The 14796-nt window shown below is 69.6% G+C and carries 12 protein-coding genes; 2 read left to right on the forward strand and 10 right to left on the reverse strand.

Annotated elements, in window-relative coordinates:
* A partial coding sequence (locus tag EEJ42_RS47255) for a PLL family lectin (protein WP_123108320.1) occupies positions 1-816 on the reverse strand: 816 nt, incomplete at its 3' end.
* 67 nt (positions 817-883) lie between these two features.
* On the opposite strand from EEJ42_RS47255, the gene EEJ42_RS47260 reads away from it, so the two are divergent.
* On the forward strand, positions 884-1288 hold the full coding sequence (locus EEJ42_RS47260; protein WP_123108321.1) for a PIN domain-containing protein: 405 nt from the start codon (positions 884-886) through the stop codon (positions 1286-1288).
* Between the two features lie 28 nt (positions 1289-1316).
* Here the strand turns inward: EEJ42_RS47260 and EEJ42_RS47265 are convergent, their stop codons facing one another.
* The 9 genes from EEJ42_RS47265 to ngcE all read right to left on the reverse strand — a co-directional run bounded on the left by EEJ42_RS47265 (position 1317) and on the right by ngcE (position 13712).
* Positions 1317-2786: an amino acid permease gene (locus EEJ42_RS47265; RefSeq protein ID WP_123108338.1), complete on the reverse strand. Its 1470-nt coding sequence runs from the start codon at positions 2784-2786 to the stop codon at positions 1317-1319.
* A gap of 263 nt (positions 2787-3049) precedes the next feature.
* Complete coding sequence (gene dxs, locus EEJ42_RS47270) at positions 3050-5038, reverse strand: 1-deoxy-D-xylulose-5-phosphate synthase (protein ID WP_123108322.1); 1989 nt, start codon at positions 5036-5038, stop codon at positions 3050-3052.
* Between the two features lie 130 nt (positions 5039-5168).
* Positions 5169-6509 carry a sugar ABC transporter permease gene (locus tag EEJ42_RS47275; protein WP_123108323.1) on the reverse strand — a complete coding sequence of 447 codons (1341 nt, stop codon included), beginning with the start codon at positions 6507-6509 and terminating at the stop codon, positions 5169-5171.
* Positions 6506-7294, reverse strand: coding sequence for an ATP-binding cassette domain-containing protein (locus EEJ42_RS47280; RefSeq protein WP_123108324.1), 789 nt, complete (start codon positions 7292-7294; stop codon positions 6506-6508). The genes EEJ42_RS47275 and EEJ42_RS47280 overlap by 4 nt, the downstream gene beginning before the upstream one ends.
* A 134-nt stretch (positions 7295-7428) precedes the next feature.
* The gene (locus tag EEJ42_RS47285) at positions 7429-8526 is read right to left on the reverse strand and encodes a substrate-binding domain-containing protein (protein ID WP_123108325.1); all 1098 of its coding nucleotides are present in this window, start codon (positions 8524-8526) and stop codon (positions 7429-7431) included.
* Between the two features lie 283 nt (positions 8527-8809).
* A complete protein-coding gene (locus EEJ42_RS47290; RefSeq protein ID WP_342778422.1) occupies positions 8810-10009 on the reverse strand; it encodes an ROK family transcriptional regulator in 1200 nt (399 codons plus the stop codon).
* A gap of 269 nt (positions 10010-10278) precedes the next feature.
* A complete protein-coding gene (locus EEJ42_RS47295) occupies positions 10279-11223 on the reverse strand; it encodes a carbohydrate ABC transporter permease (RefSeq protein ID WP_123108327.1) in 945 nt (314 codons plus the stop codon).
* 61 nt (positions 11224-11284) lie between these two features.
* Positions 11285-12202 (reverse strand): carbohydrate ABC transporter permease, encoded by a 918-nt coding sequence (locus tag EEJ42_RS47300; protein ID WP_123108328.1) that lies wholly within the window; start codon positions 12200-12202, stop codon positions 11285-11287.
* 73 nt (positions 12203-12275) lie between these two features.
* Positions 12276-13712, reverse strand: coding sequence for an N-acetylglucosamine/diacetylchitobiose ABC transporter substrate-binding protein (gene ngcE, locus EEJ42_RS47305; protein ID WP_184503613.1), 1437 nt, complete (start codon positions 13710-13712; stop codon positions 12276-12278).
* Positions 13713-14050: 338 nt separating this feature from the next.
* Between ngcE and EEJ42_RS47310 the strand changes: the two genes are divergently transcribed.
* Positions 14051-14596, forward strand: coding sequence for a hypothetical protein (locus EEJ42_RS47310; RefSeq protein ID WP_123108329.1), 546 nt, complete (start codon positions 14051-14053; stop codon positions 14594-14596).
* Positions 14597-14796 lie beyond the last annotated feature (200 nt).

Genomic DNA, 14796 nt, shown 5'->3' on the forward strand with positions numbered 1-14796 from the left:
GTCGCGGTGCGCCAGGACGACGCAGTCGTGGCCGTCCACCGGGGCACGCAGCGCCGCGACCGGACCGGTGCCCGACGCCCCGCCCAGCGGCGCCGGGGCCGGGGCGTCGGGCCGCCAGGCCAGGACCTCACCGCTGCTCGCGTCCCGCCAGTAGTGGGTGACGGTGCCGGGGCTGCTCTCCACCGCGGACGCCGAATCCGGCCGGGCATCGGCGGGGACGTCCTCGCCCCGCTTCGGGGCGGCGCCGGGCGTGGGCTGGTACCAGCGCAGCGCAGCGCCCTTCCCGGCCGGTGCGAGCAGTTCGAGGCGGCCGTCGGCGGTCACGGCCGCCGACAGTCCGTCCAGCACGTCCGTGCCCTTCCAGTCGGTCCAGCGCTCCCACGTCCCCTTCTTGGGGTCCTGCCGCCGCGCGCTGACCCCGCCCCCGGCGTTGCGGACCAAGACGCGCAGGGCGCCCGTGGAGTCCACCGCCGCGGCCGGTGCCCCGATCCGCTGCGCCTTGGCGCGGTCCTTGGGGTGCGGGGTGCCCAGGGAGTGCCATGCGGTGAGCGCACGGCCGGTCTGGAACTGGGTGGCGTGGACGAGGTCGACCTGTGGCCCGTCCTTGCCCTCCCTGCGCCGGAGCCCCACGAGGTGGACGTAGCCGTCGGCCCCCTGAGCGACCGTCAGCCGGACGAGCCCGGGCACCTCGATCAGCCAGGGGCCCGTCCAGTCCGGTCCGCCGGGACGCTCCTCGGTCCAGCGGGCGACACCGCCCGCCACCGGTGCGTAGGCCGTGAGCCTGCCGTCCTTGCCGCGGAGCAACCGCAACACCATGGCCCGCCGCCAACCTTCCCGCGTCGATCTTCCTGATCCCCGTCGCCCATAGTATTTTGCCTGGTCTATGAGTGGTCTCGTCGGGCTTGTCGTCGTGGACGCAGCGAACGTGGTCGGCTCGGTGCCGGACGGCTGGTGGCGCGACCGGCACGGGGCCGCCGAGCGGCTGCGCGACCGGCTCGGCGCGGTCGCGGTGAGCGGCGTCCCGGAGCGCGCGGACGTCCCCGACTGGGCCCGTCAACCGCCGCTGGACATCGTCCTGGTGGTGGAGGGCGCGGCGCGCGGGGTGGAGCCGGTGGAGGGCGTACGGGTGGAGGCCGCGCCGGGGAGCGCGGACGACCTGATCGTGGCTCTGGTGGCCGCGCGCGAGCCGGAGCGGCCCTGCCTGGTCGTCACCGCCGACCGGGAGCTGCGGGAGCGGGTGACGGCGCTGGGCGCGGAGGTCGTGGGCCCCCGCGCCGTCCGGGGGTAGGCGCGCCGCCCGGGGAGGAGAGCCGGCGTCAGCGGCGCGTGCCCGCCTCGGTCACCCGGCTGTGCCTGCGCCCGTAGAGGACGTAGAGGACGGCGCCCAGCACCATCCACACCGCGAACCGCAGCCAGGTCTCCGCGGGCAGATTGAGCATCAGCCACACCGACGCCGCCACGGACGCGGCGGGCAGCACCGGCACCCAGGGCGTACGGAAGGCGCGGGGCAGGTCGGGGCGGGTGCGGCGGAGGACGACGACGCCGAGCGCGACGACGACGAACGCGAAGAGGGTGCCGATGTTCACCAGGGCCGCCAGCTCCTTGATGCTGGTGAACCCGGCGACCACGGCGATGAGGACGCCCAGCAGGATCGTCGAGCGGTACGGGGTGCCGTACCGCGGATGCACCTTGGCGAAGACCCGGGGCAGCAGCCCGTCGCGGCTCATCGCGAAGAAGACCCGGGTCTGGCCGAGCAGCAGGATCATGCACACGGTGGTGAGGCCGACCGCCGCGCCGAAGCTGATGAGGCCCGCGTAGAAGGGGTGCCCGGTCGCCTTGAAGGCGTCGGCGAGCGGGGCGTCGACCGTCAGCCGGGTGTACTTCTGCATGCCGGTGACGACGATGGACACCGCGACGTAGAGCGTGGTGCAGATGAAGAGCGAGCCGAGGATGCCGCGCGGCATGTCGTGCTGCGGGTTCTTGGTCTCCTCCGCCGCGGTGGCCACGACGTCGAAGCCGATGAACGCGAAGAAGACCACGGCGGCGGCGGTGAAGATCCCGGCGACGCCGAAGGTCGTGGGCTGGTACCCGGCCATCAGCTGGATCAGCGGCGCCTTCAGCCCGGAGGCGGACAGCGTGCCCTGGGCCTCGGGGATGAAGGGGCGGTAGTTGTCCGGGTCGATGAAGAAGGAGCCCGCGATGATGACGAGCAGCACGACGGTCACCTTCACCGCGACCACGACGGAGGTGACGCGCGCGGACAGCTTCATGCCGAGGACCAGGATCGCGGTCAGCACCAGCACCAGGAGGGCGGCCAGCAGGTCGAAGGTGAAGCCGCTCGCCTCGTCGGGGCCGGAGAGCACGGCGGGCAGCCGCCACCCGGCGTTGTCCAGGAGGGAGCGTACGTAGCCCGCCCAGCCGACCGCGACCACGGCGGTGCCGAGCGCGAACTCCAGGACCAGGTCCCAGCCGATGATCCACGCGGGCAGCTCGCCGAGCGAGGCGTACGAGAAGGTGTACGCCGACCCGGCCACCGGCACGGTCGAGGCGAACTCGGCGTAGCACAGCGCGGCCAGCGCGCACACCACGCCCGCGACCACGAAGGCCAGCGCGGTCGCGGGGCCCGCCTGCTGCTTGGCGACGGCCCCGGTGAGCACGAAGATGCCGGTGCCGATGATGACGCCGACGCCGAAGACCGTGAGGTCCAGGGCGGACAGCGACCGGGTGAGGGCGTGCTCGGGCTCCTCGGTGTCCTGGATGGACTGCTCGATCGACTTCGTCCGCAGATAGTCCGGCCGGGCCTTGCCCCGGGGGCCGCTCCGGCCTCCGCCGCCGCCTGGTTCCTCATCGCTCACCGGTGACACCTCCACGCCTGCCCCTGCGCGTCATGGTTCTGCCAACCGCCCGGGAGCGGAGCGCGCACACTCGGCGGCCCCGCCGATTCACCCGATGGGGGCGGGCAGGCGGGACGGGGCTGGGCCGGTCGGAGCACGAAACGGCCCCGGCCCGGACCGCGCGGGTCCGGGCCGGGGCCTTCGGAGCGAAACCGTCAGTCGCGCACCGGCTCGGCGGTCGCCGGACGCGTCGCCACGCCCGCCTCTTCCGTGCCGGCCGACTCCTCGTAGCGGCCGCCGATCCGCGACACCAGGCCGGTGACCTGGCGGGCGATGTCCGGTGCGGTCAGCCCGATCTCGGACATGACCTCCTTGCGGGAGGCGTGCTCCAGGAAGCGCGGCGGGATGCCGAAGTCGCGCACCGGCATGTCGACGCCGGTGTCGCGCAGCGCCTGGGCGATGGCGGAGCCCACACCGCCGACCCGGCTGTTGTCCTCGACGGTGACGACGACGCGGTGGCGCTCGGCGAGCGCGGGAAGCTCCTCGTCCACCGGCTTGACCCAGCGCGGGTCCACCACGGTGGCCGAAATGCCCTGCTTGTCCAGGAGGTCCGCGATCTCCAGGCACATCGGCGCCAGCGCGCCGACCGAGACGAGCAGCACGTCGGGGTGGTCCGCCGCGCTCGCCGCGGGCTCGCGCAGCACGTCCATGCCGCCGATCCGGCCGACGGCGGCGACCTCCGGGCCGACCGCGCCCTTGGAGTACCGCACCACCGTCGGGGCGTCGTCCACCTCGACGGCCTCCCGCAGCTGGGCACGGACCTGGCCCGCGTCACGCGGGGCGGCGATCCGCAGCCCGGGGACGACTTGGAGGAGCGACATGTCCCACATGCCGTTGTGCGACGGCCCGTCCGAACCGGTGATCCCGGCGCGGTCGAGGACGAAGGTGACCCCGCACTTGTGCAGCGCCACATCCATCAGCACCTGGTCGAAGGCGCGGTTGAGGAACGTGGCGTAGACGGCGAAGACCGGGTGCAGCCCGCCGGTGGCCAGCCCCGCCGCGGACACGGCGCCGTGCTGCTCGGCGATGCCCACGTCGTAGACCCGCTCGGGGAACCGCTTCGCGAACTCGGTGAGGCCCACCGGGTGCAGCATCGCCGCCGTGATCGCGACGATGTCCTCCCGCTCCTCGCCGAGCTTGACCATCTCCTCGCCGAAGACCGAGGTCCAGTCCGCGCCGCCCGCCGAGATCGGCAGCCCGGTGTCGGGGTGGATCGGGCCGATGCCGTGGAAACGGTCGGTCTCGTCCTGCTCGGCCGGGGTGTAGCCGCGGCCCTTCTCGGTGAGGCAGTGCACGATGACCGGGCCGCCGAAACGCTTCGCCCGCTGGAACGCGGACTCCAGCGCCTCGATGTCATGGCCGTCGATCGGGCCGACGTACTTCAGCCCCAGGTCCTCGAACATGCCCTGCGGGGCGATGAAGTCCTTCAGCCCCTTCTTCGCGCCGTGCAGCGTCTCGTACAGCGGGCGGCCGACGACCGGGGTGCGCTCCAGCAGGTCCTTGCCGCGGGCCAGGAAGCGCTCGTAGCCGTCGGTGGTGCGCAGGGTGGCGAGATGGTTCGCGAGACCGCCGATGGTCGGCGAGTACGACCACTCGTTGTCGTTCACGACGATGACGAGCGGGCGGTTCTTCGCGGCGGCGATGTTGTTCAGCGCCTCCCAGGCCATTCCGCCGGTCAGCGCGCCGTCCCCGATGACCGCGACCACGTGGTCCTGCTTGCCCTGGAGCTCGTTCGCCTTGGCGATGCCCTCGGCCCAGCCGAGGACGGCCGAGGCGTGGCTGTTCTCGATGACGTCGTGCTCCGACTCGGCGCGCGACGGGTAACCCGACAGCCCGCCCTTCTTCTTGAGCCGCGAGAAGTCCTGGCGCCCGGTGAGCAGCTTGTGGACGTAGGACTGGTGCCCGGTGTCCAGCAGCACCTTGTCCTTCGGCGACTCGAAGACCCGGTGCAGGGCGATGGTCAGCTCGACCACGCCCAGGTTGGGCCCGAGGTGCCCGCCGGTCTTGGACACGGCGTCGACGAGAAAGGTGCGGATCTCCGCGGCCAGCTGGTTCAGCTGCTCCGGGGCGAGCCGGTCCAGATCGCGCGGTCCCCTGATGCCGGTCAGCAGCACCCGTGCCTCCTTGCTGTCGAGCGTCTCCATCGAGCCTTGCCGGTAGCCCCCGAGAGTCTAATGCTGCCCTACGGGAGGGCCCGGTTCGCCTCCGGGGCGGTTGAGGGGTGTCGGCATGACCCCCCGGCCCCGAAGACGTCCCCGAAGCGGAGGAGGTTCCTCACCCACGCCCTGCCGAGCGCTGTGTTCTGCGCGACACCGAGTCGATCACCACGGCGGCCAGCAGCACCGCACCGGTGATCATGTACTGCACGGAGTTCGCGACGCCCAGCAGGTTCATCCCCGACGAGATCGACCCGATGACCAGCATGCCGAGCATCGCCGACCACACCGAGCCGCGCCCGCCGAAGAGGCTGGTGCCGCCGATGACCGCGGCCGCGATGGCCTCCATGAGCAGGTTGCCGGTACCGGCCTGCTGGCTCGCGGAGCCGATCCGGGACGCGATCATCAGACCGCCGAACGCGGCCATGAGCCCGGACAGCGCGAACACCGAGATCCGCACGGCAACCACGTTGATGCCCGCGCGGCGGGCCGCCTCGACACTGCCGCCCAGCGCGATCACCTTGCGTCCGTACGGGGTGCGGCGCACCACGAAGTCGAGCGCGACCAGCACCACCACGAAGATCACCAGGGCGAGCGGCAGGCCCATGTACTCGTTGAGCCGCCAGGCCGCCGCGTAGACGATCACCGCGAGCACGGCGGTGCGCACCAGGATCTCGCTCAGCGGCCGGGAGGGTATGCCGACCGCCTTGCGGCGCCGGCTGTCCAGGAACTGGGCGAGAAAGAAACCGGCCACCGCGACGGTCGCCGCGCCGTAGGCGGCGATGAGCTGCGTGAAGTAGTGATCGGTGAGCATGCGCACGAAACTGTCGTCGTCGATGCCGATGGTGCCGGTGGTGCCGAGCACCTGGAGCATCAGCCCGTTCCAGGCCAGCAGACCGGCGAGGGTGACGACGAACGCCGGGACGCCGATCCTGGCGAAGAAGAAGCCGTGCACCGCGCCCAGGGCGGCACCGGCGGCCAGCGCCGCGACCACCGCGACGCCCTCCGGCACGCCGTGGCGCACGTTGAGAACCGCGAGGGTGGCCGCGGCCAGACCGCTGACGGATCCGACGGACAGATCGATCTCGCCGAGCAGCAGCACGAAGACGATCCCGACCGAGATCATGCCGGTGCCGCCGATGAGGATCGACAGGTCGGAGAGGTTCTTGGGCGAGAGGAAGGCGCTGTCCTTCCACTGGAAGACCGCCCAGATGACGGCGATACCGACGATCACCGGGACCGCGCCCAGGTCGCCGCTGCGCATCTTGCGGACGAACTCGTTGAGGTAGCCCTTGAAGCCCTCCTGGCGCACCAGCAGCCGCGGATCGACCACCGTGACGGCGTCCTTGGCGACCGGACCGGCGTCGTCCGGTCCGGCCGGGGCCTTGTTGCTGCCGCCGTCCCCGCCGGCCCCCTCCCCGCCATGGGCGTCATTCGTCTTGTCGAGACGGGTGCTCACTTGGCGGCCTCCCCGCTGCGCGCCTTGCGGCGGGTCACGGCGTTGTCCGTGGCGCCGGTGATGGCGGAAATGATCTCTTCTTGAGAGGTGGTGCGGACGTCGAAGATGCCGTTGTTGCGGCCCAGCCGCAGCACCGCGACCCGGTCCGCGACCGCCTTGACGTCGGCCATGTTGTGGCTGATGAGGATCACGGCGAGCCCGCGCTCGCGCAGCCGCTCGACCAGGTCCAGGACCTGCGCGGTCTGCTCGACGCCGAGGGCGGCGGTCGGCTCGTCCAGGATGACCAGCTTGGGCTCGCCCAGCATCGACCGGGCGATGGCGACGGTCTGCCGCTGGCCGCCGGAGAGCGAGGCGATCGGGATGCGCACGCTGGGGATGCGGATCGACAGGGTGCTCAGCAGTTCGCGGGCGCGGCGCTCCATCTCGACCTCGTCCAGCACCCCGGCGCGCAGGATCTCGCGGCCGAGGAAGAGGTTGCCGACGACGTCGATGTTGTCGCACAGGGCGAGGTCCTGGTACACCGTCGCGATGCCCAGGTCCTGGGCGTCGTGCGGGCGGGCGACCTCGACCGGCTTGCCCTGCCATGCGAGGACGCCCTCGTCGGCGGGGCCGACTCCGGCGATCGCCTTGACGAGGGTCGACTTCCCAGCGCCGTTGTCGCCCACCAGGGCGACCACTTCACCGGCGCGGACCTCCAGGTGGATGTCGGTGAGCGCCTGGACGGCGCCGAACCGCTTGGAGATCCCGCGCAACGCCAACACGGGTTCGTTTGGCACGATGGCCATCTCCGTTCCGGGCAGGGGGCGGCCCCTGCTGTGTGACGGAGGGGAGAGGACTCTCCCCTCGGAGGGGATGTGAGAGGGGTCGGCGGGCGGGCCGCCGGTGAGGTCACGGCGGCCCGCTCCGGTCCGGCAGGGGGCTACTTGAGCCCGGCCGCGGCGCAGGCGGCCTTCAGCTTCGCCGTGCAGATCTGACCGACCGAGTACAGGCCGTCCTTGACGACGGTGCTCTTGATCTTGTCCTTGGTCAGCGACACCGGGGGGATGAGCGTGGCCGGGATGTCCTTGGTGGTCGGGCTGTCGACCGTGCTGGTCCCGGCGACCTTCTCACCGCGGCCGAGGGCGATGGCCATCTTCGCGGCCGCGGTCGCCTCCTCCACGTAGGACTTGTAGACGCTCATGTACTGCTCGCCGCTCACCACCCGCTGCACACCGGCGAGTTCGGCGTCCTGGCCGGTGACCGGGGGCAGCGGCTTGACGCCGCCGCTCTTGAGCGCGGTGATCGCGCCGCCCGCCATGCTGTCGTTGGCGGAGTAGACGCCGATGATGTCGCTCTTGCCGACGGACGAAATGGCGCCCGTCATGGCCTTGTTGGCCTCCTCGGCCAGCCAGCGGTCGATGTCGTAGGACTTGGCGATGTCCACCTTGCCCTTGAGGACCGAGAGCGCGCCCTTCTTGAACATGGCGGCGTTGGGGTCGGCCTCCCAGCCGTTGAGCATGACGACCTTGCCGTCCTTGGCCTTCTTCCCCAGGGCCTCCAGCAGCGCCTTGCCCTGGACCTTGCCGACCGTCTCGTTGTCGAAGGACGTGTACGCGGACACTGGCCCTTCGGCCAGCCGGTCGTAGGCGACGACCGGGATATGCGCCTCGGCGGCCTTCTTGACCGAACCGGAAATGGACTTGGAGTCCACCGAGTCCAGAATGATGACGTCGACCTTTTTGGTGATCATGGAGTCGACCTGCTGCTGCTGTACGGCCGGGTCCGACTTGGCGTTGACGTACTTGATCTCGCAGTCGGCACAGTCGGCCAGGATCTTCTTCTTGATCAGCGGGCGGTCGAAGTTCTCGTATCTCGCCGTCTGGTCCTCGGGCAGAAGGAGCCCGATGGTCAGCGGGCCCGACTTCTTCTTCTTGTCGCCCTTCTCATCCGCTTCTTTCGCCGAACCACAGGCGGCGAGCGAGGCGGCCATCGATACGACGGCGGTGGCAATGGCGACGCGACGCATCGTTGCGTTCATAACGGGGGTGACCTCCCTGACGAGGCCGCGTCATTGCGGCCGAGGTGGCGTGAAGTCAACTCCGGCCCCGTCATGGCGTCAAGAAGTAAATCCTTAACGAGATGGCAACGGTGCCATTCGTTATCTGAGTGAACACAGCCCGGAGTTGCCCGAACGGGCAACGCAATTGCCCCGAGGACGCGGCAAAAGTCCTCGGAGGCAGGAAGAATGGCAGGCTGTCAGGGCGGCCGGGGTCCGGCGTACGGCGACGGCGGCGCTCGGCGCCGGACGGGGTGGCGGTGGCTCAGGCGAGCGCCGGGGTGCCCGCCGACAGCGCGCCCTCCAGCAGCGTCGAGTCGCCCATCTCGCTCAGCACCAGCGCGAGGGCGCCCAGCACCTCGGCCCGGCCGCCGAGCGCCCCGGGCATCACGGCCAGCTGACGGGCGGCGCTCGGAATGGCGTACCGCGCGACCGACTCGCGGATCGGGCCCAGCACCAGCTCCCCCGCCTCGGCGAGGTGGCCGCCGAGCACCATGCGGCTGGGGTTGATCAGGTTGCACAGGTTCGCCACGCCGCTGCCGATGTGGCGGCCGACGTCAGCGATCACCCGGCGGCAGCCCGGGTCACCATCCCGGGCGAGCTGCACCATGCGCTCGATGGTGAGGTCCGTGCCGTGGGCGGAGTACAGCAGCGGCAGGACGTAGCGGGCCGCGGCGAAGGTCTCCAGACAGCCGCGGTTGCCGCAGCGGCACACCGGGCCCGACTCGTCGAGGGTGATGTGGCCGATCTCGCCCGCCGTGCCGCCCGGGCCGCGGTAGATCTGGCCGCTGATCACCAGCCCCGCGCCGACACCGTCGGCGACCTTGATGTACGCGAGGTCGGCGACCCCGCGCCCGGAGCCCCAGACCAGCTCGCCGAGCGCGCCGAGGTTGGCGTCGTTGTCCACGTGCACCGGCACCCCGAGCCGCTGGGCCAGGTCGTCGCGCGGATTGGTGCCCGCCCAGCCCGGCAGGATCGCGGTGGAGCCGAGCGTGCCGGTCTCCACGTCTATCGGGGCCGGGACGCCGAGGCCGACGCCGACGACCTTGTCCTGGCTCAGTCCGGTGCCGGCGATCAGCCTGCTGACCAGCTGCTCCGCCCGGTCCAGGCCCTGCGCGGAGGAGGCGTCCACATCCAGCGGCTCCGCCTCCTCGGCCAGGACCTGGTGGGCCAGGTTGCCGACCGCGACCCTGAGGTGGGTATGGCCGAAATCCACGCCCACGACGATGCCCGCGTCCCCGCTGAGCGAGACGCTGCGCGCCCGGCGGCCGCCCGCCGAGGTGGGCGTGACCTCGACCGTTCCGCCGTCCTTCAGCTCGCGCACGATGTTGGAGACGGTGGCCGCGGACAGCCCGGTGGACCGGGCGATCTCCGCTTGGGTCAGCGAGCCCGCCATGCGCACCGCACGGACCACCCGCTCGAGATTGGCCCGGTGCAGCGACGACTGCGATCCCGGAGTCTCCACGCCCATCCACTCCCGCCTTCACGGGCGGCACGCCGGCCGCTCCGCCGGCCGGGCCGCAGCATGAGGCCCGGCTTTGTCTCCAACATGTGAACTCTAAGCTGAGCCGCCTCGCTTGTTCCACGTCAAGTCCTTGAGGTGGGCAGACGGCCCTTGAGCGAGGGTGTGGCAGGAGGCTTCCCCGCCTTTCCTCGCACAATCGCGATATCCCGCCAGCGTACGACGGAGCGATCGCATCCGTTTCGTTCACATACCGAATACTATGCGGGGTTTTACTTGAGCGCCCCGGCGGTCAGTCCGGTCTGGACCTGGCGCTGGAAGACGATGTAGGCCGCGAGCACCGGAAGCATCGCCAGCACCAGCCCGGCGAACAGCGCCGACCAGTCCCCCTTGTATTGCTGGCTGGCCGCGAGCTGCACCAGCCCCTGGGTGAGCACCCGCTTGTCCTCGTCCGTATTGAGCACGGTGGGCAGCATGTACTGGTTCCACTGGCCGAGGAAATTGAAGATGCCCACGCTGATCAGTCCGGGCTTCGCCATCGGCAGCATGACCTGGAAGAACGTCCGGGTGTGGGACGCGCCGTCGATCAGTGCCGCCTCCGCCACCGAGGTGGGCAGGGTCTTGAAGAAGGAGGTGAGGAAGAAGACGGTGAACGGCAGCGAATAGGCGATGTAGACCAGGACCAGCCCGTGGAAGGTGTTGAGCAGGCTCATGTTCTTCATGACGAAGAACAGCGGCACCAGCGCCAGGATGATGGGAAAGCTCATCCCGCCGACGAACATGAAGTAGAGGACGCGCTTCCCGGGGAATTCGAACCGGGCCAGCACATACGCCGCCATCGCCCCCAGCAGCATCGTGCCGACCAGCGAACAGCCCACCACCAGAACGGTGTTGAAGAAGAAGTCGCCGATGTTGGACTTGCTCCAGGCGCGCGACCAGTTGTCGAAGTGCAGCGCGGAGGGCAGCCCCCAGGGCGAGGTGAAGATCTCCTTGTCGGTCTTGAGGGAGCTCATCACCGCCCACAGCAGCGGCATGGTGACGAGCAGCCCCCAGATCACCAGCATGCCGTGCGAGAAGACGTTGAGGACCTTGCCCTCGCTGCCGATCCGCCCCTCGGGGGTGAAGCGCGGCGGCTGCTCGGCGACGGGCGCGGCGAGCGGCCGCTCGTCGTCCTTGGTGACGCCGGGGAGTTCCGAGGGCTCTGCTTGCGAGGTCACTGTGATCCCCCCAGGTCGGCGGTCGAGCGGTGGTTCGCTGGTGCGGTCACGGGCCCCGGCATCAGTACTCCAGCCGTTCGCGCCGGCCGAGCTTGCCCACGACGACCGCGAAGATCAGGGTGACGATCAGCATCGCCACGCCGATCGTGGTCGCACGTCCGGCCTGCCCGTCGTGGAAGGTCTTGGTGTACACGTAGTAGCCCAGGACCTGGGTGGAGTCGGCGGGTCCGGCCGGCCCCACCGTCATGATCTGCACGATGGCGAAGGCGTCGAGGGCGATGATGCCCATGTAGATCCAGCCGGTCTGGACCGTGTCCCACAGCAGCGGCAGGGTGATCCGGAAGAAGGTGTTCACGCGGTTGGCGCCGTCGAGCAGCGCGGCCTCGTAGAAGTCCTTCGGGATGGAGCTCATCCCGGCGGAGAAGAGGACGACGTAGAAGCCGACGTTGCTCCACACCATCACGGCCATGAGGCACCACAGCGCGAGCTTCGGATCGGCCAGCCACTGCTGCTGGAGCGCGTCCAGGCCGATTCCGCCGAGGAAGGCGTTGAGCGCGCCGTTGCGCGGGTTGTAGGTGAACTGGAACAGCAGGGCGACGATCGCGATCGACAGCACCTGCGGAAAGAAATAGATCACCTTGTAGACGCTCGACCCCCGCACGCCCGTGACGGCCGCGTTCTTCCTGCCGCGGCCGCCGACGTTGAGCATGAAGGCGAAGAAGAGTCCGAGACCGAGCGTCACCAGCGGCACGACCAGCAGCAGCAGAACGTTGTGCCCGACCGCTTTCCAGAAGAGGTCGTCCTTCAGCAGCCAGTCGTAGTTCCTGAACCCGACCATCGTGAAGTCGGAACTCAGGCCGGTCCAGTCCGTGAACGAATAGTAGATGGCCTGGACGAACGGCGAGATCACGAAGACCGCGTAAAGGATCACCGGCAGGGCCAGGAACCCCGCGATGAACCGGTATTTACCATGCTGCATTTCTACCGACCTCGGACTTCCCTCGCGGATAATGCCGCCGGTGACGCATCGAATCCCATCAGATGTGCCTCGGTCAGACGTGCTTGTACTTCTTGACGGCGTCGTCCTTCGCCGTGGCGTCGGCGAACTTCTGGCACTTCTTGATCGCCTCGGCCGGAGTCATCCGGCCCGCCATCATCTCGCCGAGCGCGCCCACGCCGATCTGCTGCTTCTGGAGCGTCACGTACCAGTCCTGGAGGCGCGGGTTGACGACGTTCTTGCCCGCCTGCTCCAGCACGTGCTGCGCGGACGACAGGCCCGGCGGCAGGGTCAGGCCCTCGGTGCCGCCGTTGAGCGAGGAGAGCGAGGAGACCTGCTGGACGAAGTTCTTGGTCGACTTCTCGCCGAGCATGATCCGCAGCAGCTCCATGCCGCCCTGGGGGTTCTTGGCCGCCTTCGGCACGATGAAGGGCTCACCGCCGGAGGCCCAGAGGGTGCCGAACGGCATCTTGTCGCTCTTGTCGAGGCTGGAGGGCGCGCCCACCGCCATCTGGAAGTCCTTCGGCGTGGTCTTCTTCGCCTCGTTCTCCACCCAGGAGCCGTTGGGGATGAACAGCGCGTTCCCCTCGTTCCAGGCGGTCTGCGACTCGATGTGGCTGAGCCCCGGGGTGCCCTTGAGGATGTAGCCCTTCTTGTACAGCTCGTAGTACGCCTCGAAGGCGGCCTTCACGGCCGGGTTCTTCCAGGCGTTCGGCTCCAGGTTGTCGATCGAGTCCAGGACGTCCCGGCCGCCGATCTTGGCGATGAAGGGGTAGAGGCTGAACGGCAGGTAGTACGGGAACTTGCCCGGGTAGGTCCAGCCCGCGACGCCCTTCTTCTTCGCCTTCTCGCAGACCTTGAGCATGTCGTCCCAGGTCTCGGGGTACTCCGCGTCGAGCTTGGCCAGATTGGTCTTGGAGTACCAGACGCCGTAGACGGTGTACGCGTAGTAGAGGATCCACACCGGCTTGCCGTCGAACTGGCCCATCTCGACGACGCCGGGGCGCAGCGTCTCGCGCACGGTCTTGTTCGGGTCGTCCAGGGAGGGCGAGTCGAGCAGCGGGGTGAGGTCGGTCAGCTGGTTCTTGCTGACCAGGGTGCCGAAGTCCATCTGCTCGGCGCCGGAGTTGTCGACCAGGTCCGGCGGGGTGCCGCCGTTGAACCGCGGCTGGAGCACGGTCTGGATCTTCTGCGTCGCGGCGTGCTTGATCTTGCCCTTGGTCTTCGGGTACGCCTTGGCGTACTCCGCCTCCGCGTCCTTGGCGTACTTCTGGCCGAAGCCGCCGTCGAAGATGACGACGTCGAGCGGCGCGCTCGCGTTGACGGCGAGCGGGTTCTTGGCGCTCTTCTCGCCCTTGTCGACCTTCTTGGTGTCGTCATCGCCGCCGCTGGCACACGCGGAGAGCACACTCATCGCGGGCACGGTGATCAGCCCGAGGGCCGCCGACCGTTTGATCAGGTCACGCCGACCGAAATCTGAGATGGATCCCATGCTCAAGTCCTCGCCTTCGTCAGGACTCAGGCGGTGTAACGGTCTCCCGTACATGCTCGCCTCCGGGCGAGGGGCCCGACACCGCGGGTCAGTTGAAGCGTGAAGCGGAATTGCTGGGTGTGCGCCGGGAGAGCTCAGAACCGCCGAGGCCAACTCGGCACGGCCGCGGCGCGGCCTCCCCCTGGGGCGACAGGTATAGTCCACTGGGCATCGAGAGGGCAAGATCGAAAGGTCATCGGGGTGGCATCTTTCCCGAGTTGAGACCTGTCCGACATACCGTGGGGGGCCCAGCCCGTACGGCACTCAGCCGTGCGCGCGATCCATGAGAGGCGGTCCTCGTGCCCCGGAAGCAGCTTCCCCTCGCCACCAGTGTTGTCGTGGCCGCGACACTCGCGCTCTCCGCGGGCTGCGGCACGGACCGAGGCGGGTCTCCGGCCGAGGACACCAAGGGCGGTGCCGCGATCGGCAAGGGCATGGCCCGGCTCCCGGTGGAACCGACGGAGGAGCCGACCGAGGAGCCGACCGAGGAGCCCACCGACGACCCCGCCACCGACCGCACCGACGACCCCTCGGACACGCCCACCGGCGGCTCCGGGCTGATATCGGCGGACGCCAAGATGGGCACGTGCGGCTGGAGCACGGACGGCAAGCCGTACGCCAATGTGAAGATCAGCAACTCCAGCTCCTCCACGGCCTACTACTTCCTCCTCGTCGGGTTCGTGGACAGCTCCGAAGAGGTCGTGACCACGGGCACCGAGTCCGACGCCTCGGTGGCGGGGAACTCCGACAAGACCATCAAGGTCTCCGGCCTCCAGGCGGACTCCTCCAAGAAGGCGAAGAAGTGCCGTCTGTCGATGGCCACCAAGTCCAGCTCTCCCGGCTGATGGGTCGCGCCGATGGATCCTGCTGATGGATTATTGACCGGCCGTCATGGACAGGGGCCGCATCCCGGCGCGGGTGCGGCCCGCGTCGCGCGGTCGCCACTCCAAGATCACCCGCATGGAGTGATCACCCGCATGGCTTGTGCACGTCCGTCACCTTGACACCACCCTCCCCGCAACGCCCTACTTATCCCTGCCCCACC

The organism is Streptomyces botrytidirepellens (assembly GCF_003721215.1).
Taxonomy (GTDB): Bacteria; Actinomycetota; Actinomycetes; order Streptomycetales; family Streptomycetaceae; genus Streptomyces; species Streptomyces himastatinicus.

What these genes read in the sequence shown, in the direction of transcription:
- EEJ42_RS47280 (WP_123108324.1), bottom strand. Translation starts at nt 7,294, where the DNA reads ATGGCCATCGTGCCAAACGAACCCGTGTTGGCGTTGCGCGGGATCTCC.
- ngcE (WP_184503613.1), bottom strand. Translation starts at nt 13,712, where the DNA reads ATGGGATCCATCTCAGATTTCGGTCGGCGTGACCTGATCAAACGGTCG.
- dxs (WP_123108322.1), bottom strand. Translation starts at nt 5,038, where the DNA reads ATGGAGACGCTCGACAGCAAGGAGGCACGGGTGCTGCTGACCGGCATC.
- EEJ42_RS47300 (WP_123108328.1), bottom strand. Translation starts at nt 12,202, where the DNA reads ATGCAGCATGGTAAATACCGGTTCATCGCGGGGTTCCTGGCCCTGCCG.
- EEJ42_RS47260 (WP_123108321.1), top strand. Translation starts at nt 884, where the DNA reads ATGAGTGGTCTCGTCGGGCTTGTCGTCGTGGACGCAGCGAACGTGGTC.
- EEJ42_RS47285 (WP_123108325.1), bottom strand. Translation starts at nt 8,526, where the DNA reads ATGAACGCAACGATGCGTCGCGTCGCCATTGCCACCGCCGTCGTATCG.